Below are 22,011 nucleotides of genomic sequence, written 5' to 3'. Positions count from 1 at the left end.
GCCAACCTGGGCGGATGGCCCGTCCTCGAGCGCCCCGAAGGGCGGCGGGGTGAGTCCGCCACGGCGGATCATGCCCGCCCATGGCCTGGAATTCCGGGCAACCCGGCCCAATGCATCTCAAGGCCGCCACGGATCCAGGACGCTCCAACGGCCGCCTGCATGCAGTGTGAACGAGAAGTGACCATATCCAACCGCCTGGGGCTCCATGCCCGTCCCGCCGCCCGGTTCGCCCGCATGGCCAGCGGGTTCCGTTCCCGGGTCTGGCTGGTCCGGGACGGAGAGGCGGTGGACGGAAAGAGCATCCTCGAGGTCCTCACCCTGGCCTGTCCCAAGGGCACCCGGCTGATCATCCGGGCCTCGGGGCCCGATGCGCAGCTCGCCGTGGACACCCTGTGCCAGCTGGTCACCGACAGCTTCGGAGAACTGGATTGATGGCCCACCCCCCGGAAAACCACCGGCCCACCGTCCTGAAGGGCATCGGCGTCTCGCCGGGGATCGTCCTGGGCCCCGTCTTCCATCTGAACCGGGACCGCCTCCGGTACCCGCGGCGGCGCATCGAGCCCGCGGAGGTCGCCCCCGAGCAGGCCCGCTTCGAGGACGCCGTCGCCCGGGCCGCCGCCAACATCGAGGACCTCATCCAGGACCTGCCCGAGGAGCTCCGGGAACACTCCGGGATCCTCGAGTCCCAGCGGCTCATGCTCAAGGACCGGATGCTCTACGACCGGACGCTCCGGATCATCGAGGAGGAGGGGGTCAACGCCGAGTGGGCCCTGGAGAAGGCCCTGGCACACGTCCGGGGCCTCTTCCGCCAGATCCGAGACCCCTACATCCGCGACCGGGTGGAAGACGTGGAATACGTCAGCCGCCAGCTCCTGCGCCTCCTGACCGGGCAGCGCGAGACGGACATCGACGAGATCGACGAGCCCGCCATCGTGGTGGCCCACGACCTCTCCCCGGCCGATACCACGCGGATGCGTCCCGACCGGATCCTGGCCTTTCTCACCGACGTTGGCAGCCGCACCTCCCACACGGCCATCATGGCCCGGTCCCTGGGCATCCCCGCCGTGGTGGGCCTCGAGAACGCCACCGGGGCCATCGCCCCCGGCGAGCAGGTCATCGTGGACGGGATGACCGGCGAGGTCATCGTGGGCCCCGACGAGACCATGCGCCGCCACTTCCTCGAGCGGCGGGAAAAGTGCATCCGGCAACGGCTCGATTTCATCCACCACAGCCACCTCCCGGCGGAGACCCGGGACGGCTACCGGGTCAAGATCAAGGCCAACATCGAGCTCCTGGACGAGATCCCCACGGTGATCGAGTACGGGGCCGAGGGGATCGGACTCTTCCGAACCGAGTTCCTCTACCTGGCCAGCCGGTCTCTCCCCTCCGAGGACACCCTCTACCGGGCCTACCGGGAGGTGGCCGAGCGCCTGGCCCCCTACCCCGTCACCATCCGGACCCTGGACATCGGGGGCGACAAGTTCGTCTCCACCGTCTCGCTGGGCGACGAGATCAACCCCGCCCTGGGGCTCCGGGCCACCCGGCTCTGCCTCAAGGAGCCGAAGCTCTTCCGCACCCAGCTCCGGGCCATCCTCCGGGCCAGCGTCCACGGCGACGTCCGGATCCTCTTCCCCATGATCTCGGGCCACATGGAGATCCTGGCCGTCAAGGAGCACCTCGAAGCCACCCGAGAGGAGCTGCGGCGGGAGGGGGTCCCCTTCCGGGACGACCTCCCGGTGGGCATCATGATCGAGGTCCCCACCGCGGTGACCATGGCCGACGTCCTGGCCCGCGAGGTGGACTTCTTCAGCATCGGCACCAATGACCTCATCCAGTACGCCCTGGCCATCGACCGGGTGAACGAACACGTGGCCCATCTCTACGAGCCCCTGCACCCCGGGGTGCTCCGCCTCATCCGCCAGGCCACCGAGGCCGCCCACCAGGCGGGCATCGAGGTGGCCATGTGCGGTGAGATGGCCGGCGAGGCCACCTACGTCCCGGTGCTGCTGGGCATGGGGCTCGACGAGCTCAGCATGAACGCCCTGGCCATCCCCCGGGTGAAGCGGATGATCCGCCTCTCCGACCAGGAGGCGTGCCGCCGCCTGGCGGGGGACCTGCTCGCGGCCTCCACGGCGAGGGAGGTCCGGGAACGGCTCGCGGACTTCCTCGACCAGCACTACCCGGGCGACTTCGAGGCCGCCACGGACCTCTACACCGCGCTTCGGGCGGAAGACACCGCGGCCTCCACGGCCTGATGGCCGGCCTCTACGTCCACGTCCCCTTCTGCGCCACGAAGTGCCCCTACTGCGACTTCGTCTCCGCGCCGGCGTCCGGCCGGGTGAAGGCGCGCTACCTCGAGGCGCTGCGGGCGGAGGCCCGGCGGATGGCCGAGGCGCCGGAGGTGCGGCGGCTGACCTTCTCCACGCTCTACGTGGGGGGCGGGACCCCCACCACCCTCCCCGCCGATGCCCTGGCGGACCTGGTGCGGGAACTGCTTGCCGCCTTCACGTGGGGTGACGCCCCCGAGGTCACCGTGGAGGCCAACCCGGAGTCCACCACCCGGGAAGGCCTCGCCCGCCTCAAGGCCGCCGGCGTCAACCGCGTGAGTATCGGCCTCCAGGGGATGTCCGACCGGGCCCTCCGCGTCCTCGGCCGCCCCCACGACGCGAGCCAGGGCCGGGCCGCCGTGGCGGCCGCCGCCGGGGCTGGCCTCCGGGTGGGGGTGGACCTCATCTTCGGATGGCCGGGGCAGGACCCCGCGGAATGGATGGCCGCGCTCGAGGCGGTGGTGGAGCTGGGGCCGGAACACGTCTCGGCCTACGAGCTGTCGGTGGAGGCCGGGACGCCGCTGGCGGCCGCGGTCCAGGCCGGGCGGCTCCGCCTGCCGGGGCAGGCCCTCCGGAGCCGGCTCACGGACCTGGCGGAAGACATCCTCGAGGCCCACGGCTACCGGCAGTACGAGATCTCGAACTTCGCCCGGCCCGGCGGGGCCTGCCGCCACAACCTGAACTACTGGGACGAAGGCCCCTACCTCGGCCTCGGCGCCGCCGCCGCCTCCTTCCTTCCGCCGGCCCGCGTCCGGAACGTCCCGGACACCCTGGCCTACATCGACCGGGTCCTCCGGGGTGAAGACCCCCGGGAGGAACGGGAGGAACTCGACCCGGAGGCCCGGTTCCGCGAGGCGGTGGTCCTTGCCCTCCGGACCCGGGACGGCATCGACCCGGAACGCTTCCGGCGGCGCTGGGGCCTGGACCCGGCGGCCTACTACGGGCGGCGGTTGGTGCGGCTCGTGGAGGCCGGGCTCCTCGAGGCGGACGCCGCCGGGATCCGCCTCACCCGGCGCGGCCGGCGGCTCGCCAACCAGGTCTGGATGGAGCTGGTCTGACCCCCGCGGAGGCTTGCCCCGGGCCCCGGCGGTGCGCTAGAATGGGTCAGGAAACCCAGGAGCGGCCGTCCATGGACAAGATCGTCAGCATCAACGACAAGAAGCGCCTCACCCGGGGCCGGGTGCGGCGCCTCGAGATGATCAAGGAAGAGCTCATCCGGGACCACGGCATCGACCTCGACCGGCTGCTCGCCAACGAACCCGCCAGCAACCTCACCATCGACCAGTTCGAGGACCTCACCGAGCGGATCCTGGCGGTGGTGGACGACTTCTGCGAAGAGCACCCCCAGGCCACCATCCACGACGTCCTCTACACCCTGGAAAACGTGAAGGACATCATCCGGGACCACATCGCCGGCCCCGACGAGCAGTAGCCGCCGCATGCCCGCGGGGCGCGGCGCCTCAGGCCGGTTCCACCACGATGCGGGCCGCCTCCTCGTGGCGAAGGCTGACGTGGTAGCCCTTCACCCGGAACTCCACCGGGTCCTTGAGGGGGGCGTAGCGGATGACCTCCACCTCGGCGCCGGCCACGAACCCCATCTCGAGCAGCCGCTTCTTGAACGGCCCCGTGGCCTCGAGGCGAACCACCCTCCCCTTCTCCCCGGTCCGGAGATCGTCCAATGTCATGTCGGTCTTCCTTCCTTTCACGGCCGGTGGACATCCGGTCCGCCGGTGGCCTATATTTCGGTGGATCGTGCGTGACGCGTCCCACCCCATCGGCGAGGCGGTCTCCGCCCAGACTGCCGGGATCACCGGATGCGGCGGACGAAACTGTGACAATCAATAACCACCCCCCAGAAGCCGCGTCAACCGAAGTTGGCGCAAGGAGGCACCCGTGGCGAAGGTAGCGGTATGCGGTTCGAGGAGCATCGATTCCTATGAACTGGTGCGGGACGTGCTCGACCACCTGCTCGTCCCGGGCGACGTGATCCTTTCCGGGAACGCCCCCGGCGCGGACCGCCTCGGGGAACGCTACGGCGCCGAGGCGGGCCTGGAGGTCAAGATCATCCCTTCCCAGTGGGAAAAACACGGTCTCAAGGGAACCATGATGCGCAACGAGGTCATCCTCCGCTCCGCCGACGTGGTGATCTGCTTCTGGGACGGCAAGAGCGAGGGCACCCGCCACATGCTGGAGATCGCCCGACGGGCCCACAAGCTCCTGGCGGAGATCGCCCCGGACGGCCGCCTCCGCCTCTTCCGGAACCCGCGGCAGCTGCACTGATCCGGCGCCGCCGGATCCACGTCGTCCCCCTTTAGACGTAGACGTCGATGATCCGCCCGGTTTCCGGCCCCGGTGCGGCGGCATAGGGTTGCACCCGCCGATGGAGGCGAGGGAAGGACAAAGGTGTCGGCTCCGAGCGCCCCGGCTCGGACGCCCCGCCCCGGGTACCCCGGGCCGCGCCGGGGGAGCGGCGGACAATGGCGCCGCGGGGCCAGTCCGGCGTCGGCATTGCGGCGGAGATGGCGGGAAGGTGGGGCATGCGCCTCCTCCGGCGCGGCCCGGCCGGGCCGCGCCGGGCATGATCCCCATTCTAGGCTGGAGACCGGACGCCGGGCAACCCCGGCCCGGCGCGGGGGCTTCCTTTACAAGGTGTGCCGAAGAGATTATAGACGAAACCACGGTCCGGAGCCGGCCGGGCCTCTCCTCCGCCCATAGCTCAACTGGATAGAGCAGCGGACTTCTAATCCGCAGGTTTCAGGTTCGAGTCCTGATGGGCGGACCAGCATCCCCCCTCTCCGGGCCCCGTCCCCGTCCGGCCACGGCGCTCAAGCTCCCCGGCAGGCATCCGATAAGCGGAGAAGAGGGATGGTTCCGCTTCACCAGTTCCTTTTTCCACGGGCGCCGGCCGCCGGGGCTTTGCACCGATCCGGCGTCCGACCCCAGGGTATGGAGGGATCCCCATGCACATCGAAAACACCATGAAGACCGCCGTCCTGTCCCTTTTCGCGTTCCTCGCAGGCCTGAGTCCATGGTCCCCCGTGTCCGCCCGGGCGGCGGACGACGGGGAGATCCGGGCCTTGAAGGCCCAGGTCCGGGACCTCCAGGAACGCCTCGGCCGGCTCGAGCGCGACCGGGCCGCCGCGCCGTCCGGCGCCGCCAAGGCCTACTGGAAAAACGGCTTCCGCATCGAGTACACGGACCCCGCCTCCGGCAGCTCCTACAAGTTCCGCTTCCGGACGGGCATCCAGCTCCGCTACACCTACGCCGTCCCGGACGACGCCCTGGCGGACGACGTCACGGACAACGACGAGAACTACAGCTCCTTCGTGATGCGCCGGCTCCGGTTCTTCGTGGACGGCACCGCCCCCTCCCCGGACTGGCGCTACTTCGTCCACGTCCAGCTCGAGCCCCAGAGCGCCGTCAACGTCCACGACGCCTTCGTCCAGTGGCAGAAGTTCCGCGCCCTGCGGGTCCAGTTCGGGCGCATGAAGATCCCCTTCGGCATGGAGTACTGGCAGTCCGGGTTCCGCCAGAACGGCACGGACCGGACCATCTTCACCGGTGATTCCGAGATGGACAAGGACCTCTTCGGCAACCGCCTCTACGACTTCCCGGGGGACAACGCCCGGCTCCGGGTGAGCAAACACCGGGATTCCTGCGGCTTCCCCACCGGGGGGATGCTCCTCTACCGCTCCCAGGGCGTGGTCCTGAACGGCGACCTGGACCTCCTCGGCCGGAAGGACTTCATCGACTACCGCGTGGGCGTCTTCAACGGCCGAGACACCCGGGCCTGGTCCAGCCAGGACGCCGACATGCTCTACGTGGCCCGGATCGGGATCAACTTCCTGCCGGGGTCCGACCCCAAGGGCCCCCTGGGCCCGAGCGGGTTCAACAATTACTTCAGCCAGGGCGACTACGGCTACAACACCCGGCCCCTGGCGGCGCTGGTGATCGGGGGCTTCCACTCCACGGACCGCGTCAAGGCCTACCACCAGCTCGACGCCGCCACCACGAACCCGAAGACCTGGCACGACACCCGGAACTACGGATTCGACACCGCCCTGCTCTTCCGGTTCCGAGGCCTGTCCCTGGATCTCGAGGCCGGCTGGGAGGAGTTCGTGCAGGATCCCGGCAAGGGCACCACGGCCTCCAGCGACCAGGAGACCTGGGACCGCCTGGCCGCCCGGATCAACCTCGGCTACTTCGTGATTCCCAAGCGGCTGGAGCTGGTGGCCAAGGCCGCCTACTTCGAGCGGATCCGCGACAACGACGCCGCCGCCTCCCTGAAGAGCGGCCTCGGGCTCGTCACCTTCGAGGACGGGGGCGAGGCCGTGGAGGACAACCTCCAGCAGTACGTCCTGGGGGTGAACTACTACCTCCACGGGTTCAACCAGTACGTCACGGCGGACGTCGCCTGGGGCCGCCGCGAATTCACCCAGGTGACCGCGGCCGAGGCGGCGGCCTTCGGCGTCACCCCCGAGCTGAGCCCCGGGGACCAGGACGACTACCGCTTCCGGGTGATGTACCAGTTCCTCTTCTAGCGACCGCCGGCGGGCGACCGCTTCTGGGGGGGCCGTGGAGAAACGGCCCCCCGTTTTTTCGCTGGCCCATCCCCACTCGGCGTCCTTCTTCCGAGTCCATCTTCTTCGGCCGCCGGGCGGGATGAGCCGGCAGCGCCTTTGCCCCCGCGCGGCCCGGTGCTATGCTCCCGCCATGCCCTACGGCCGGATCCTCCAGCTCGTCGCCGTCCTCTTCCTCGCCGCCGCGGCCCCGGCCCCGGCCCGCCCCGCCCTCTCCCCGGCCGCGGCGGGGGCGGCCTGGATCCTCAAGGCCGGCCTGTGGTGGGCGCTCTGCCGCACCTGGGTGGCGGGCCGCGGCGAGGGGGTGCCCGGCCGGCCGGCGGCCCGGCTGGAGATCCCGGCCCTGGCCGTGGCGGGCCTGGACTTCTACTGGCTCGACGCCAAGGCCCACCTCCTCGCCCTGCTCCCCTTCCTGGACCGGTGGCCCTCCGTGGTGGAGTTCGCCGGGGTGGCGGACTACTGCCTCCACCTCTGCCTCCTGTGGGGCGCCGAGCGGGCGGCCGCCCGCCGCCTCGGCCCCGGTCTCCCGTCCGCCGCCGCCCTCTGCTGGGCCCGCCTCCGCCTCCTCCTGCCCGTCTTCGTGCCCTACGCCGTACTGGCCGTGGCCGCCGACATCCTCGACGCCCTGCCCTGGCCGGCCCTCCACCGGGCCCTACGCGGTCCCTGGGGCGAGGCGGCCTTCACCGCCGCCTTCCTCCTGCTGGCCGTGGCGGCGGTGCCGAAGCTGGTCCGTCGCTTCTGGAGGTGCCGCCCGCTGCCCGACGGGCCCTGGCGGGCGTCGGTGGACGCGGTGCTCCGGCGGGAGGGCCTCCGGTTCGCCGAGGTCCTCCTCTGGCCGCCCGGAGAGCCGGGAATTTGCACGGCGGCCGTGCTGGGCGTGGTGCCCCGGTGGCGGTATCTCCTCCTGACGCCCTGCCTCCTCCAGGCCCTGACCCCGGCGGAACTCCAGGCGGTGGTGGCCCACGAGGCGGCCCACGTCCGCCACCGGCACCTCCTCCGGCACCTCGCCTTCCTGGCCGCCTTCGGGGCCCTGCTCTACCTCTGGGCGGAGCCCGCCTGGACCGGCCTCTTGGCCAGCCCGGCCGGGCCGTGGCTCCTGGAGACCCTGGAGGGAGACGGAAGCGGCCTTTCCGGCCTCGCCGCCGGCCTGCCGGTACTCGGACTGTTCCTCTGCTACTTCCGCTTCGTGATGGGCTACTTCATGCGCCACTTCGAGCGCCAGGCGGATGCCCACGTCCTGGAGGCGGGCCTCGACCCTCGCCACCTCGCCGGGGCGCTGGAGAAGGTCTCCGCCCTGGCCGGCGGCGTCCGGGACCGCCCCAACTGGCACCACTTCAGCATCGCCGAGCGGGTGGCCTTCCTGGCCGCCGCCGCCCGCCGCCCGGCCTTGGTGGCGGAGCACCGGCTCCGGCTCCGCCGGGCCCAGGCCCTCTTCGCGGCGACCGCCCTGGCCCTGGGGACGGCGGCCTGGGCCCTCCCGACCGCCGCCTGGCGGGCGGCGGCCGAGGACAACGTCTTCCGGCTCGCCCTGGACCGCCTGGACCGGGCGGCGCGCCCGCCGGGCTGGACCCTCCGCCTCGCGGCCGAGCTCCAGGAAGTCGGGGACTACGGGCGGGCCCTCCGGCTCTACGAACGGATGCTCGCGACGGCCCCGGACGACCCGGAGGTCCTGAACGGGCTGGCCTGGCTCCGGGCCACGGCGGACGACCCCGCCTACCGGGACCCCGCCGCGGCGCTTCGCCTCGCCCGGCGGGCGGCGAAGATCGCCCCCGCCCCCCACGTCCTCGACACCCTGGCCGAGGCCCTCTTCCGGAACGGACGGACGGCGGAGGCCCTGGAGGTGGAACGCCGGGCCCTGGAACGGGCGGGGCCGGACCGGGCTTACTACCTCAGCCAGATCGAGCGTTTCCGGCGCCGCAGGCCGCCAGCCGCGCCGAAAACGAAGACGGCACCGCCTTCCCGGTCTCCGGGGCCAGGTGCCGGTGCACCATCTCCAGGATCTGGTCGGCCTTGAAGGGCTTGTTGAGGCAGGGGACCCCGGTCTCCTGGAGGAAGGCCCGGGTCCGGTCGTCGAAGGTGACCCCGGTGGCGTAGATGATCCGGTCGAGGTACTCGGGCCGGTCCTGTTCCAGGCGCCGGTAGAGCTCGATGCCGTCCAGGGCCGGCATCTTGATGTCGGAGATGATGAGGTCGAAGGGCGTCCGGGAGAGGTGGGCCAAGGCCTCCCGGCCGTTGCCTGCCAGGGTCACGTCGTAGAACTCCATGAGGAGCTCCCCGAGCAGCTGGGCGATGGGAGGCTCGTCGTCCACCACCAGGATCCGGACCCGGCGACCGTCCTCCCGCCGGGGCGGCGGCGGCACCTCCCCGGCGGCCGGGGCCGCCGCCTCCTCCTCCCGGACCACCGGAAAATACAACGAAAACGTGGTGCCGCCGGCACCGCTCGCGACCTCGATCTCGCCCTGGTGGGACCGGACGATCCCATGGCAGATGCTGAGTCCGAGGCCGGTGCCCCGTTCCCGCTCCTTGGTGGTGAAGAAGGGATCGAAGATGTGGGCCTGGACCTCCGGCGGGATCCCGGGGCCGTCGTCGGTGACCGACACCCGGATCCGGTCGGCCTCCCGGCGGGTCTCGATCCGGACGCGGCCGCCGCCCGGAAGGGCCTCGTAGGCGTTCTTGGTGATGTTGAGGATCACCTGCTCGATCTGCTGGCGGTCCAGGAGGACGGCGGGCAGGTCCGCGTCGAGGTCCATGTCGAGGTGCACGTCGGAACCGCTGAAGGAACACTCCACCAGCTCGCAGGTGGTCCGCACCACGTCGTTGAGGTTCACCATGGTCTTCCGGGGCTTCTCCTGCCGCGAGAAAAGGAGCAGTGACTCCACGATGCTCCGGACGCCGAGGGCGCAGTCGCGCACGATGCCGATCCGGCGGGCGGTCTCCTCGTCGAGGCGCTGGCCCGCCAGCATGTCGGCATAGGCGAGGACCGGCGTCAGCTTGTTGTTGAGCTCGTGGGCGATGCCCGCCACCATCTCGCCGAGGAGCGCGAGCTTCTCCGACCGGACCAGCTTCTCCCAGAGCGCCCGTCGTTCGCTCACGTCCCGGCAGATGCCGATGAGCCCTTCCTCCCGGCCGGCACCCGTCCGGGCCCGGCTCATCTTGAGTTCCACGGTGACCTCCCGGTCGCCGCCGGGGGCGAAGACCACGTCCTCCAGAACGGAACGGTCCTCGCCGCTGGTGAGGCTGGCCATGAAGGCCCGCATCCGGTCCCGGTCGGCAGGCGCCACGAGGTCGAGGAAGGGCGTCCCCAGCATGGTCTCCGGCCGCCGCCCCATGAGGTCGCCGAAGGTGGAGTTGGCATAGACGAGCCGGCCCCCGCTCACCACGAAGTAGCCGTCGTTCAGGTCGTCCACCAATGCCTGGTACCGTTCGGTGGACCGCCGCACCTCCTCCTGGAGGCGAAGGTGCTCCAGTGCCCGCTTGATGGAGTGGTGCAGAAGGTCGAAGTCGAAGGGCTTGGCCACGTAGTCGTAGGCCCCGTGGCGGAGGGCCTCGATGACGGAGTCCACGGAGGAGAACCCCGTCATGGCCACCACGCGGGTCCTCGGGCAGTGCTCGTTGACGTAGTCCATGACCTCGAAACCCAGCCCGTCCTCCGTGACGATGTCCGTGACCACCACGTCGAAGGTCGTGCGGGTGAGCAGCTCGATGCCCCCCCGGCAGCTTTCCGCCGTGGCCACCTGGTAGCCCAGGTAGGAGAGCAGCATCTCGAGGCTCTGGCGCATGCCGCTGTCGTCGTCGATGACGAGGATCTTGGCCTTGTGATCACCCATGACACACTCCTCCCCTGTGGGATCCCTTCTCCTAGCGCCCCGAAGCCGCCGCGGGCAGGACGATCTCGAAGACCGCACCCGCCCCCGGCGTCTCCTTGAGCTGGATCCGTCCCCCGGCCCCGGTGACGAGGCCGTAGCACACCGAGAGGCCGAGACCCACGTTCTCCCCGGCCTTGGTGGTGACGAAGGGATCGAAGAGCCGTTCCTTCACCTCGGCGTCCACGCTGGGCCCCGTGTCGGCCACCTCGATGAGGACCCGGTCCGCCTCCTCCGGGTGCCGGGTGGCCCGGACCCGGATGGTCCCGGCCCCCTCAATGGCCTCCTCCGCGTTCTTGATGAGGTTGATGAGGACCTGCTTCAAGGCGTCGTCGGAGAGCTGCACGGGGGGCAATCCCTCGTCGACCTCCAGGCGGAGATCGACCCCCTTCTCCCGCATGGGCTCGGCCAGCAGCAGGGCCAAGTCGTCCAGCGCCCGGACCACGGAGCCCGGCTGGGCCGGCTCCCGGCCCTGGCCGGCGGATGGCGCCCCCTTGGAGAACACCTCGAGCTGCCGGACGATGGCGGCGATTCGGTCGATCTCCCGGTTGATGGCCTCGAAGGTGGCCTCCTCCCCCGGCGCGGCGGCCTTCATCCGGTGGAGGCGGAGGTAGTTCTTGATGATGCCGAGGGGGTTGTTGACCTCGTGGGCCACCTTCCGGGCCACCTCCGCCGCCGTGGCCAGGCGCTGGGCCTTGAGGGCCTGGGCCTGGGCCTCCTCGAGTTCCCGGGTCTTGGCCGCCAGTTCCTCCCGCAGCCACCGGGAGCGCCCCTTGCGTTCCTCGTCGAGCTGCCGGGCGGTGGTGACGTCTTGGAGCACCAGGAGGTAGCCCCGGTCACCGAACCCTGTGAGGTTGGCCGCCCGGGCGTGGAACCACCGGGGAAGAGCCTCCGGGGCACCGCCCCCGGCGCGGAAGTGTACCTCCCCGGTGCCCGCCGCGTGCACGCGGGCCAGGAGCTCGTCCCAGACCCCCGGGTCGGCCCCGAGGGTCCGCCAGACGTCACCGCCCTCCGCCGGCGCCTCGCCCGGCCCCCCGGCGAGGAGACGCCGGGCCTCGGGGTTGGCGTAGAGCAGGCGGCCCTGCGGGTCCACCACCGCGACCCCCACGGGAACGGCCTCGAGCAGGGTATCGTTGAACTGCCGCTCCCGGCGCCACTTGAGCCGGTACCGGTAGCCGCGGACGGCGGCCGCCATCTGGTGGGCCAGCAGCCGAAGGAGCGAGACGTGCCGGCGGACCCGGTCCCAGTCGGAGGGATCCAGCCCCGCGGCCACGCTCCCGACCCGTTCGCCGTTGGCGACCAGGGGGATGACGGCATAGGCCGTTCCCAGGAGCCCCTCCACCTGGCGGTCGATCACCCGGGGGGGGTGTTCCCGGAAGTAGTCCCCGCTGTAGACCGGCGCGTCGGCCTCGAAGGCCGCCTCCCAGACGGTCCCGGGCTCGCAGGCGATCCGGAGCCGGCGGGCCAGGTCGTCGCGGCGCGAGCCGAAGGCCCGCTGCCCGTAGAGGACGCCCTGGTCCTCCACCGTGGCCAGGAAGACCGTCTCGAAGTCGAAGAGCACGGCCAGGGACTGGAAGAGTGCCGAGAAGAGCTGGTCTTCGTCCGTGGCGGCCACCATGGACTGGAGACTCGCCACCAGGAGGGAGAGGTCCTCCACCCGGTCCCGGAGCCGGGCCTGGGTCTCCGTGGCATCGGCGGCCCGGGGCCCTTCGCCCTCCTCCGGGGGAAGCACCCGGACCCCGAGATCGGCGGCGAGGCGCCGGATCTCGCGCTCGAGCCGGTCCCGGAGGTCGGCCAGGGCCACCGGGACCGGGCCCATGGCCTCGTCCAGCACCGCGGCCAGCGCCCGGAGTTCCGCCTCGTCCGCCGCCGGAAGCCGGTGGGCCAAGCGGTCGCCGAGGTGGACGATCCGGACGAGACCGGAAGCCGCGCGAACCTCGCCGGGGGAGAGATGATGGTAGCGGACGGCGTCGCAGAAGAAGGGATGGAGCCGGGACTGCTCGAGAAAGTCGGCCCCGGCGGCGGCGTGGTCCATCCCCAGGACGGCCCGCTCCGCCTCCACGAGCCGCTGGTCGCCGTGCGCCCCGTGGTGCACGCTCCGGAAGGCGGCGGCGTCGGCCTGGAGGATGACGAGCTTGCCCACGTCGTGGAGGAGCCCCGCCATGAAGGCCTCGGAGGGCTCCGGGTACCCGGCCGCCTCGGCGAGGGACCGGCACACGATGGCCGTGGCCAGCGAGTGCCACCAGAAGACGGGCAGGGAGAAACCGGGGGTGTCGCGGACGCCGGAAAAGAACTCGTAGACGGAGATGGTGACCGCCAGGTTCCGGACCGCCTGGAGGCCGAGGATGACCGCCGCGTCCTCGATGGTGGAGATCTTCCGGCTGACGCCGAAGTAGGGGGAGTTGGCCAAGCGGAGCATCCGGGCCGTGAGGCCGGGGTCGTTCCCCGCCACGCGGGCGATATCCGCCACGCTCGCATCCTCGTCCAGCGTCGCCTCGAGGAGCCGGAGCACGACGTGGGGAAGCGAGGAGAGACGAAGGACCTCCTTCACGCGAAGGGCGGCCTTTCCCTCCGGGTGGATGACATTATCCAAGTAATTCCGTCCCCCCTGTCACATTTTCTTGTATCAAGGGCGGGCATGATACACAAGATCGGCCGTTTTCGATTGTTTCTGAAATTTTCCTCATTTTCGGATGCATGGCCCACCAAACTGGAACTGGATCCCAGTTTAACTCTTGATTTTGAAATATATCGACATTTTTTATTGTCAGCACCCGCCCCCCCTCCCCCCGCACCGGCCGGACGGGGCTCGGCGGCGACGGGCTCCACCCCTGGACAGGCCCTCCGGGGTGCCGTAATTTTGAATGGGAACGCCATGAGCGAAGCCCCCGAGGAGGACGGCATCATGGTCATCCGCACGGTCCAGACCCGATCCAGGACGGAGCTCGTCGACATCACCGGCGAGGTGGAGGCCGCCCGGCGCGAGATCGGCCTCGCCGACGGCCTCCTGGCGGTCTACGTGCCCCACACCACGGCGGGCGTCACCATCAACGAGGGGGCGGATCCGGCCGTTCGGCGCGACGTGATGGAGGTGCTCAACCACGTGGTCCCGTGGGATTTCGATTACCGGCACATGGAAGGCAACTCCCCCGCCCACGTGAAGGCCACGCTCACGGGCGCCTCCGTCCACGTCTTGGTGGAAGGCGGCCGCCTGCTGCTGGGAACCTGGCAGCGGGTCTTCCTCTGCGAGTTCGACGGGCCGAGAAACCGCAAGATCTGGGTGAAGGGTCTTGGCGCCTGAACCCCGCCGGCGGCCGCCCCGGCCGCGCCATCCCGTGGGCGCGGGGCTCCGCCCCGTGCTCGCCCTCCTCGTGGCGGCCCTGGTGCTCCTGGCCGTTCCGGCCGCCGCCGCGCCGGGCAAGGCGGTCTTCGCCCCGCTGCGCCAGCGGCTCATCCGGGACGGCTACCCGCCCGCCTTCGTCCACAGCCTCTTCGAGCGGCCCGAGGTCCGGTTCGACCCCAGGGTCATGCCCCGCAAGCTCACCCACGACGAGAGCCGCATCGACTACGCCCGCTTCCTCCGCCCCGAGCGCCTGGCCCGGGCCCACGCCTTCCTCGACCGCAACCGGGACCTCCTGGTGAGCATCGAGGCCCGGTTCCTGGTCCCGAAGGAGATCAAGGTGGCCATTCTCCTGGTGGAGACGGACCTCGGCCGGTACCTCGGAGCCGGCCGGGCCTTCAACATCCTGGCCAGCATGGCCGCCGCCGGGGATCTCGAGCGGGTACGGCCCTGGATCCCCGGGCGCCTCCTGCGCCCGGAGACGGTGGAGAAGACCCGGCGCCTCCTGCGGAAAAAGGCCCGCTGGGCCTACGAGGAACTCAAGGCCCTCATCGAGTACGCCGCCCGGAACGGGCAAGACCTCCTCTCCATCCGGGGCTCCATCTTCGGTGCCATCGGCCTGTGCCAGTTCATGCCCACCAATGCCCTGCGCTTCGGCGTGGACGAGGACGGCGACGGGCGGGTGGACCTCTTCGAAAAGCCCGACGCCCTGGCCAGCATGGCCAACTACCTCCGGTGCCACGGCTGGGAGCCCGAGATGGACCGAGAAAAACAGGAGGCCGTCATCCTGAGCTACAACCCGAGCCGGCCCTACGCCCGGACCGTTCTCGCCGTGGCCGAGCGGCTCCAGGACATGGAGACCCGTGTCCGCTGACGCCCGGGTCCCGGCCGCCGAGGCCCGGGACCGGATCCGCCGGTTCCAGGAACGGCTCCGGCACGAGGGGGTGGAGCTGGCCCTCGTCCGGCAGAACGCCGACCTGGCCTACCTCGCCGGAACGGTCCAGGACGCCCACCTCCTGGTGCCCGCCCGGGGGACGCCGCTCTTCCTGGTCCGGCGGTGCCTCGACCGCGCCCGGCGGGAATCTCCCCTCGAGCGGATCGCGCCCCTGGCCGGCCTGAGCCGCCTGCCCGGCATCCTGCGGAACGAGGGGTGGGACGATGTCCGCACCCTGGGGCTCGAGATGGACGTCCTGCCGGCCCGGCTCTACCTCCATTACAGCCGGGAAGTCTGGCCCGAAGCCGAGGTCCGGGACGTCACGCCCCTCCTCCGCGAGCTCCGGGCCGTGAAGTCCCCCTGGGAGGTGGATTGCATCCGCGGTGCCGCCGCGCAGGCCGCCGAGGCGGTCGCGGCGGTCCCGGGCGTCCTGCGGCCCGGAATGACGGAACTCGAGCTCGCCGCCGAGGTGGAGGCCCGCCTCCGCCGCCGCGGCCATCCCGGCTTCTTCCGTATGCGGGGCTGGAACCAGGAGATCGGCATGGGGCAGATCCTCTCGGGCCCGGCCGGGGCCGTGCCCGCCTGGACCCAGACCCCCGCGGGCGGCGAGGGGCCCGGGCCGGCCTTCGGCCAGGGGGCCTCCTTCCGTCGGATCGGACGCAACGAACCCGTCAGCGTCGACATCGGCGGCTGGGACCGCGGCTACCTCTGCGACCAGACGCGGATGTTCGTGGCGGGGCGCCTCCCCCGCGACCTCCGCGCCGCCTTCGAGGCGGTGCGGCGGCTCCTCGAGGACCTGGCGGCGCGCCTTCGGCCCGGGGCCGTCTGCGGCGACCTCTACCGGCTGGCGGTGGAGACCATGGAGGCCGCGGGCCTCGGGGACCACTTCATGGGCAGCGGCGCCGAGCGGGTCCCCTTCGTGGGCCACGGCCTGGGCCTGGAGGTGGACGAACTTCCCCTCCTCTGCCGCGACAACCCCGCTCGTCTCGCCCCGGGCATGGTGGTGGCCGTGGAGCCGAAGCTGATCTTCCCCGGAAGGGGTCTTGTGGGACTGGAAGACACCTTCCTGGTGACGGAGACGGGGGCGGAGGTCCTGACCACAGCCCCGAGAGAGGTCATCGAGGTATAGCGCCGGGCCCCGGCGGTCCGGCCGGCTTGGGATCCATGCCCCCGCCCCCCCGAAAGACCGCGGCGCCCCCGCCGCTCCCCCGCTTCCCCTTCTTCTGCCCGGACAGCTGCCGGGAATGCTGCCGGTTCGACCACCTCGCCATGGTCACGGAACGGGATTATCCGCCGCGGGAGATCCTCGCCGCCGTCAACCTGACCCCCGTGCTGCTGCCGGTCATGTTCCGGCGGACGCCGGACGGCCGCTACCACGTGGGACGCGTCTGCCGGCACTACCGGGAGGAGACGGGGCTCTGCCGGATCTACGCCGCCGCCCCCTGGGCCTGCCGCCTCTACCCGCTCATCGTCGTGGCCCGGCCCGGACGCTTCGTCATCGCCGTGGAGACGGGCTGCCCGGCCGGGGCGGCCTTCCACGCCCGCTTCGCCCGGGGCGGGGCCGAGGAACACCGCTACGTCGGCCGGCTGCGGGACCTCCTCGCCCGGGGCGGGATGCCGCCGGACACCTTCGTCTCCAACGGCTCCCGGCGGAGCCGCGCCCTCGCCAAGGGTCGGCTGGAACCGGCCGGCCCCTAGACCCTCCGCGCCGGTTGGCGCCGGGGCCCCGATGGGGTACATATGAAGGGTTGGGCGCCGCCGCCCATGGATCTCTATCTAATCGTGATAATTTAGTTTTTACAAGCCGCCCGCGCCCCGAGCCCCGTGCGGCGCCATCGCTGACCCCGACAGGAGCCCCGGATGTCCGACCTCCACGCCGAAAAGATCCTCGTCCTCGACTTCGGCTCCCAGACCACCCAGCTCATCGCGCGGCGGGTGCGGGAGGCCAAGGTCTACTGCGAAATCCACCCCTATGACATGTCGATCGAAGCGATCCGGGCCTTCGCCCCCCGGGGCATCATCCTCTCCGGCAGTCCCTCCAGCGTCCACGACCACGGGGCGCCCGTAATCTCCCCGGAGGTCTTCGACCTGGGGCTCCCGGTCCTGGGGATCTGCTACGGGATGCAGCTTGCCACCCACCTCCTCGGCGGCACCGTGGAGCATAGCGATCACCGTGAGTACGGCCCCGCCGCCCTGGAGATCGACGAGCCCGGGGACCTCTTCCGCGGCCTGGCCCCGGCGCCGGCCACCCACCAGGTCTGGATGAGCCACGGGGACCGGATCGAGGCCCTGCCCCCCGGCTTCGTCCGGATCGCCCGGAGCGGGGCCTCGCCGGTGGCCGCCATGCGCCACGAGGCGCGGCCCATCTTCGGGGTCCAGTTCCACCCCGAGGTGGTCCACACCGAGATCGGCCGCGACCTCCTCCGCAACTTCCTCTTCCGCGTCTGCGGCTGCAGCGCCTCGTGGGACATGGCCTCCTTCGTGGAGACCGCCGTGGCGGACATCCGCCGGCGGGTGGGCGGCGAGCGGGTCATCTGCGCCCTGTCGGGGGGCGTGGACTCCTCGGTGGCCGCCCTCCTCATCCACCGGGCCATAGGCCGAAACCTCACCTGCATCTTCGTGAACAACGGCCTGCTCAGGAAGAACGAGGCCGAGACGGTCCTGGCCTTCTTCGAGCAGTCGGAACTCGACGTCCGCTACGTGGACGCCTCGGCCCGCTTCCTCGAGCGTCTTTCCGGGGTGGACGACCCGGAGAAGAAGCGCAAGATCATCGGCACCGAGTTCATCCGTGTCTTCGAGGAGGAGGCCCGGCGCCTGGGCGACGTCCGCTTCCTCGCCCAGGGGACCCTCTACCCCGACGTCATCGAGAGCGTCTCCTTCAAGGGGCCCTCGGCCACCATCAAGAGCCACCACAACGTGGGCGGCCTCCCGGAGGTCATGCGGCTCGAGCTGGTGGAACCCCTCCGGGAGCTCTTCAAGGACGAGGTACGCGAGGTGGGGGCCCAGCTCGGTATGCCCGAGGAACTCATCCACCGCCACCCCTTCCCGGGGCCGGGGCTCGCCATCCGGGTCCTCGGCGCCGTGACCCCGGAGCGGCTCGCCGTGCTCCGCGAGGCCGACGCCATCGTGCTGGAAGAAATGAAGGCCTCCGGCTGGTACCGCCGCACCTGGCAGGCCTTCGCCGTGCTGCTCCCGGTGCGGACCGTGGGCGTCATGGGCGACGAACGCACCTACGACCACGTGGTGGCCCTCCGGGTGGTGGACAGCGTGGACGCCATGACCGCCGACTGGACCCGCCTCCCCTACGACCTCCTGGCCCGGATCTCCAACCGGATCATCAACGAGGTCCGGGGGGTGAACCGCGTCTGCTACGACGTCAGCTCCAAGCCGCCCGCCACCATCGAGTGGGAATAGGCGAGGCCATGGAGAAGTTCGTCCACCTCCACCTCCACACGGAATACAGCCTCCTCGACGGCGCCATCCGCCTGAAGGACCTCTTCCCGCGGGCCAAGGAGCTGGGCTACGACACCCTGGCCATCACGGACCACGGCAACATGTACGGGGCGCTGCACTTCTACCAGCAGGCCCTCCGGCACGACATCAAGCCCATCCTCGGCTGCGAGTGCTACGTGGCCCCCAAGGGCCGGAAGGACCGAAGCGCGAAGAGCGCCGGCGAGGCCGCCTACCACCTGGTGCTCCTGGCCGAGAACGCCACGGGCTACCGGAACCTCCTCCGGCTGGTCACCGCGGCCCACTTCGAGGGCTTCTACTACAAGCCCCGGATCGACCTCGACCTCCTCCGCGACTGGAACGAGGGCCTCATCGCGCTTTCCGCCTGCCTCCACGGCCAGATCCCGGCGGCCCTCCTCCACGGCGACCGCAAGGGGGCCCGGGCGCTGGCCGAGACCTACGCCCGGATCTTCCCGGGCCGCTTCTACATCGAGCTCCAGGAAAACGGCATCCCCGAGCAGGCGGTCATCAACCGGGAGCTGGCGGAGCTGGCCCGGGAGCTGGGGCTCCCGCTGGTGGCCACCAACGACTGCCACTACCTCACGGCCGAGGCCGCCCGGGCCCACGACGTCCTGCTCTGCATCCAGACCAACCGAACCGTGGACGATCCCAACCGGATGCGGTTCACCACCGACCGGATCTACTTCACCTCGCCCGAGGAGATGGCCGAGCGCTTCCGCGACTACCCGGAGGCGCTGGCCGCCACCGCCGAAATCGCCGAGCGCTGCAACGTGGAGCTGGAGCTCGGCCGCCACCGCTTCCCGGTCTATCCCCTGGCAGAAGGCGAGACCTACGAGGCGAAGTTCGAGGCCATGGCCCGTGCGGGCCTCGAGGAGCGCCTGGCGGAACTCGGCATCGAGGGCGAGGCCCAGGCCCCCTACCGGGAACGGCTCGAGGAAGAGATCGCCGTCATCAAGGAGAAGGGCTTCCCGTCCTACTTCCTCATCGTGGCCGACTTCATCAACTGGGCCAAGTCCAAGGGGATCCCCGTGGGGCCGGGGCGGGGCTCCGCCGCGGGCTCCCTGGTGGCCTACTCGATGCGGATCACCGACATCGACCCGGTCCGCTACGGGCTCTTCTTCGAGCGCTTCCTGAACGTGGAGCGGGCCTCCCTCCCGGACATCGACGTGGATTTCTGCATGCGGCGCCGTGACGAGGTCCTCCGCTACGTGGCGGAGAAGTACGGCGGCGAGGACTTCGTGGCCCAGATCATCACCTTCGGGCAGATGAAGGCCCGGGCCGTGATCCGCGACGTGGGCCGGGCCATGGGGCTGGCCTACCCCGAGGTGGACCGCATTGCGAAGCTCGTCCCCGAACAGCTGGGCGTCACCCTGGAAAGGGCCCTCCAGATGGAGCCCCGCCTGGCAAAGCTCGCCGAGGACGACCCGAAGGTGGCCGAGCTGCTCACAGTGGCCCGGGCCCTCGAGGGCCTCCCACGCCACAGCTCCACCCACGCCGCCGGGGTGGTCATCTCCGACCGCCCCATGCACGAATACCTCCCGCTCACCAAGGGCCAGGCCGGCGAGACCGTCACGCAGTTCGACATGAAGTGCGTGGAGAAGACCGGCCTCATCAAGTTCGACTTCCTGGGCCTCAAGACCCTCACGGTGATCGACGTGGCCCTCCGCCTCATCCGGGACCACTACGGGGAAGAGATCGACATCGGCCGGATCCCCCTGGACGACCCCGCCACCTACGAGCTCCTCTCCAGCGGCGACACCACCGGCGTCTTCCAGCTGGAGAGCTCCGGCATGAAGGACCTCCTGCGCCGGATGCGCCCCTCGTCCTTCACCGACATGATCGCCCTCGTCGCCCTCTACCGGCCCGGCCCCCTGGAGAGCGGCATGGTGGACCAGTTCGTCAAGGCCAAGCACGGAGAGATGGAGGTCACCTACCTCCTCCCGGAGCTGGAACCCATCCTCCAGGAGACCTACGGTGTCATCGTCTACCAGGAACAGGTGATGAAGATCGCCCAGGTGCTCGCGGGCTACAGCCTCGGCGAGGGGGACCTCCTCCGCCGGGCCATGGGGAAGAAGATCCCCGCCGAGATGGCCGCCCAGCGCGACCGCTTCCTCACCGGGGCCCGGGAGCGGGGCATCCCGGAGGACAAGGCGCGGACCATCTTTGACCTCATGGAGAAGTTCGCCGGCTACGGCTTCAACAAGAGCCACTCGGCGGCCTACGCCCTCATCGCGTACCAGACGGCCTGGCTCAAGACCCACTACCTGCTCCCGTTCCTCGCCTCGCTCCTCACCAACGAGCTCGGCAACACCGACGGGGTGGTGAAGTTCATCGGCGAGGCCAAGGCCCAGGGCGTGCGGGTGCTGCCGCCGGACATCAACCGGAGCGACCTGGACTTCACCATCGAGGACGACGCCATCCGCTTCGGCCTCACCGCGGTGAAGAACGTCGGGGCCGGCGCCATCGAGGCCATCCTGGAGGCCCGGCGGGAAGGCCCCTTCGCCTCCTTCGAGGACTTCTGCTGCCGGGTGGATCTCCGAAAGGTCAACAAGCGGGTCATCGAGAGCCTCATCAAGTGCGGCGCCTTCGACGCCCTTGGGCACCGCCGCTCCCAGCTCATGGAGGCGCTGGACCAGGCCCTGGAGCTGGGGCAGTCCCGCCAGGCCGAGCGCCTCTCCGGCCAGATGTCCCTCTTCGACGCCATGGCGGCGGGGGCGGCGGCCCCGGAGCCCGCGCGGCTCCTGATCCTCCCGGACGTCCCGGAATGGCCGGACCTCGAGCGCCTCCGCGCCGAGAAGGAGGCCCTGGGCTTCTACATCAGCGGCCACCCCCTGGACCCGTACGCCGCCGACCTCGACCGCCTCACCACCGCGCACACGGAAAACGTCGCCAAGCTCCCCGACGGGACCCCGGTGAGCCTGGCCGGGGTGATCCGGAGCCGAAAGGAGATCACCACCAAGAAGGGCGACCGGATGGCCTTCATCGTCCTGGAAGACCTCCGGGGCTCCATCGAGGTGGTCTGCTTCCCCGAGGTCTACGTCCGGGCGGCGGAACTCCTGGAAGGCGACCGCCCGGTCTGGGTGCAAGGCACCTACAAGAAGGAGGATGACCGCGGCGTCCACAAGGTACTGGCCGAGACCGTGGAGGCCCTGGAGGAGGCGCGCCGGCGCCGGATCTCCGGCCTCACCCTGGAGCTTCGGGGCGACCGGCTGGCGCCGGAGGACCTCGAGCCCCTGCGGCAGGTCCTCCGCCGGCATCCCGGCCCCTACCCGGTGCGGCTCGGGGTGGTGCTCCCCGGTGAGGGCCGGGTCCTGGTGGCGCTCCCCGACGACCTGAACGTCCGCCTGTCGCCGGAACTCACCGAGGACATCGAGGCGGTGATCGGCTACCCCGGCCTCCGGATCGAGTACGAACCCCTGGCCCCGGCGGATCCCGAGGCCGAGACCCGGGCGCCCCGGCGGGCCGCCCGCTGAGACACACGGACGAGGAGGAACGC

The 22,011-nt window shown here is 70.8% G+C and carries 15 protein-coding genes, 1 tRNA gene and 1 pseudogene; 14 read left to right on the top strand and 3 right to left on the bottom strand.

Annotation, left to right across the window (positions count from 1 at the left end):
• Nucleotides 1-177 precede the first annotated feature (177 nt).
• The 4 genes from HCU62_RS07245 to HCU62_RS07230 all read left to right on the top strand — a co-directional run bounded on the left by HCU62_RS07245 (nucleotide 178) and on the right by HCU62_RS07230 (nucleotide 3,759).
• A complete protein-coding gene (locus HCU62_RS07245) occupies nucleotides 178-432 on the top strand; it encodes an HPr family phosphocarrier protein (RefSeq protein WP_309474808.1) in 255 nt (84 codons plus the stop codon).
• Nucleotides 432-2,255 carry a phosphoenolpyruvate--protein phosphotransferase gene (gene ptsP, locus HCU62_RS07240; protein ID WP_163298810.1) on the top strand — a complete coding sequence of 608 codons (1,824 nt, stop codon included), beginning with the start codon at nucleotides 432-434 and terminating at the stop codon, nucleotides 2,253-2,255. Before HCU62_RS07245 ends, ptsP begins: the two co-directional genes overlap by 1 nt.
• A complete protein-coding gene (hemW, locus tag HCU62_RS07235) occupies nucleotides 2,255-3,385 on the top strand; it encodes a radical SAM family heme chaperone HemW (protein WP_163298809.1) in 1,131 nt (376 codons plus the stop codon). Before ptsP ends, hemW begins: the two co-directional genes overlap by 1 nt.
• Nucleotides 3,386-3,456: 71 nt before the next feature.
• Nucleotides 3,457-3,759: a hypothetical protein gene (locus HCU62_RS07230; protein ID WP_163298808.1), complete on the top strand. Its 303-nt coding sequence runs from the start codon at nucleotides 3,457-3,459 to the stop codon at nucleotides 3,757-3,759.
• Nucleotides 3,760-3,787: 28 nt separating this feature from the next.
• Here the strand turns inward: HCU62_RS07230 and HCU62_RS07225 are convergent, their stop codons facing one another.
• A complete protein-coding gene (locus HCU62_RS07225) occupies nucleotides 3,788-4,012 on the bottom strand; it encodes a FeoA family protein (RefSeq protein ID WP_163298807.1) in 225 nt (74 codons plus the stop codon).
• A gap of 208 nt (nucleotides 4,013-4,220) precedes the next feature.
• On the opposite strand from HCU62_RS07225, the gene HCU62_RS07220 reads away from it, so the two are divergent.
• The 4 genes and pseudogenes from HCU62_RS07220 to HCU62_RS12125 all read left to right on the top strand — a co-directional run.
• Nucleotides 4,221-4,607 carry a DUF2493 domain-containing protein gene (locus HCU62_RS07220; protein ID WP_163298806.1) on the top strand — a complete coding sequence of 129 codons (387 nt, stop codon included), beginning with the start codon at nucleotides 4,221-4,223 and terminating at the stop codon, nucleotides 4,605-4,607.
• Nucleotides 4,608-5,032: 425 nt separating this feature from the next.
• Nucleotides 5,033-5,109: transfer RNA gene (locus tag HCU62_RS07215), tRNA-Arg, on the top strand.
• 178 nt (nucleotides 5,110-5,287) lie between these two features.
• The gene (locus tag HCU62_RS07210; protein ID WP_163298805.1) at nucleotides 5,288-6,868 is read left to right on the top strand and encodes a porin; all 1,581 of its coding nucleotides are present in this window, start codon (nucleotides 5,288-5,290) and stop codon (nucleotides 6,866-6,868) included.
• Between the two features lie 121 nt (nucleotides 6,869-6,989).
• A pseudogene (locus HCU62_RS12125) lies at nucleotides 6,990-8,579 on the top strand (M48 family metallopeptidase); the annotation flags it as partial.
• 217 nt (nucleotides 8,580-8,796) lie between these two features.
• Here HCU62_RS12125 and HCU62_RS07205 read toward each other — a convergent pair.
• A complete protein-coding gene (locus tag HCU62_RS07205) occupies nucleotides 8,797-10,734 on the bottom strand; it encodes a hybrid sensor histidine kinase/response regulator (RefSeq protein WP_163299390.1) in 1,938 nt (645 codons plus the stop codon).
• Nucleotides 10,735-10,765: 31 nt separating this feature from the next.
• The gene (locus tag HCU62_RS07200; protein WP_163299389.1) at nucleotides 10,766-13,363 is read right to left on the bottom strand and encodes an HDOD domain-containing protein; all 2,598 of its coding nucleotides are present in this window, start codon (nucleotides 13,361-13,363) and stop codon (nucleotides 10,766-10,768) included.
• 282 nt (nucleotides 13,364-13,645) lie between these two features.
• On the opposite strand from HCU62_RS07200, the gene HCU62_RS07195 reads away from it, so the two are divergent.
• The 6 genes from HCU62_RS07195 (at nucleotide 13,646) to dnaE (ending at nucleotide 21,988) form a co-directional block, all read left to right on the top strand.
• Entirely contained in the window at nucleotides 13,646-14,071 is a 426-nt protein-coding gene (locus HCU62_RS07195) for a secondary thiamine-phosphate synthase enzyme YjbQ (protein ID WP_246325357.1), read from the top strand.
• 34 nt (nucleotides 14,072-14,105) lie between these two features.
• Nucleotides 14,106-14,984, top strand: coding sequence for a lytic murein transglycosylase (locus HCU62_RS07190; protein ID WP_163299853.1), 879 nt, complete (start codon nucleotides 14,106-14,108; stop codon nucleotides 14,982-14,984).
• Nucleotides 14,974-16,173 carry a M24 family metallopeptidase gene (locus HCU62_RS07185; RefSeq protein WP_163299849.1) on the top strand — a complete coding sequence of 400 codons (1,200 nt, stop codon included), beginning with the start codon at nucleotides 14,974-14,976 and terminating at the stop codon, nucleotides 16,171-16,173. The genes HCU62_RS07190 and HCU62_RS07185 overlap by 11 nt, the downstream gene beginning before the upstream one ends.
• A 35-nt stretch (nucleotides 16,174-16,208) precedes the next feature.
• Entirely contained in the window at nucleotides 16,209-16,742 is a 534-nt protein-coding gene (locus HCU62_RS07180) for a YkgJ family cysteine cluster protein (RefSeq protein ID WP_169755528.1), read from the top strand.
• 162 nt (nucleotides 16,743-16,904) lie between these two features.
• Entirely contained in the window at nucleotides 16,905-18,458 is a 1,554-nt protein-coding gene (gene guaA / locus HCU62_RS07175) for a glutamine-hydrolyzing GMP synthase (protein WP_163298052.1), read from the top strand.
• A gap of 8 nt (nucleotides 18,459-18,466) precedes the next feature.
• Complete coding sequence (dnaE, locus tag HCU62_RS07170; RefSeq protein ID WP_163298051.1) at nucleotides 18,467-21,988, top strand: DNA polymerase III subunit alpha; 3,522 nt, start codon at nucleotides 18,467-18,469, stop codon at nucleotides 21,986-21,988.
• Nucleotides 21,989-22,011 lie beyond the last annotated feature (23 nt).

It is taken from the genome of Dissulfurirhabdus thermomarina (assembly GCF_012979235.1).
Lineage (GTDB): Bacteria > Desulfobacterota > Dissulfuribacteria > Dissulfuribacterales > Dissulfurirhabdaceae > Dissulfurirhabdus > Dissulfurirhabdus thermomarina.
Note: the sequence above shows the minus strand (reverse complement) of the source record. Positions and strands in the feature narration are given on the sequence as shown.

Excerpts from the sequence above, each read along its gene's own strand:
- HCU62_RS07195 (WP_246325357.1), top strand. The coding sequence starts at position 13,646 with ATGAGCGAAGCCCCCGAGGAGGACGGCATCATGGTCATCCGCACGGTC.
- dnaE (WP_163298051.1), top strand. The coding sequence starts at position 18,467 with ATGGAGAAGTTCGTCCACCTCCACCTCCACACGGAATACAGCCTCCTC.
- hemW (WP_163298809.1), top strand. The coding sequence starts at position 2,255 with ATGGCCGGCCTCTACGTCCACGTCCCCTTCTGCGCCACGAAGTGCCCC.
- guaA (WP_163298052.1), top strand. The coding sequence starts at position 16,905 with ATGTCCGACCTCCACGCCGAAAAGATCCTCGTCCTCGACTTCGGCTCC.
- ptsP (WP_163298810.1), top strand. The coding sequence starts at position 432 with ATGGCCCACCCCCCGGAAAACCACCGGCCCACCGTCCTGAAGGGCATC.
- HCU62_RS07230 (WP_163298808.1), top strand. The coding sequence starts at position 3,457 with ATGGACAAGATCGTCAGCATCAACGACAAGAAGCGCCTCACCCGGGGC.
- HCU62_RS07180 (WP_169755528.1), top strand. The coding sequence starts at position 16,209 with ATGCCCCCGCCCCCCCGAAAGACCGCGGCGCCCCCGCCGCTCCCCCGC.
- HCU62_RS07225 (WP_163298807.1), bottom strand. The coding sequence starts at position 4,012 with ATGACATTGGACGATCTCCGGACCGGGGAGAAGGGGAGGGTGGTTCGC.
- HCU62_RS07205 (WP_163299390.1), bottom strand. The coding sequence starts at position 10,734 with ATGGGTGATCACAAGGCCAAGATCCTCGTCATCGACGACGACAGCGGC.
- HCU62_RS07210 (WP_163298805.1), top strand. The coding sequence starts at position 5,288 with ATGCACATCGAAAACACCATGAAGACCGCCGTCCTGTCCCTTTTCGCG.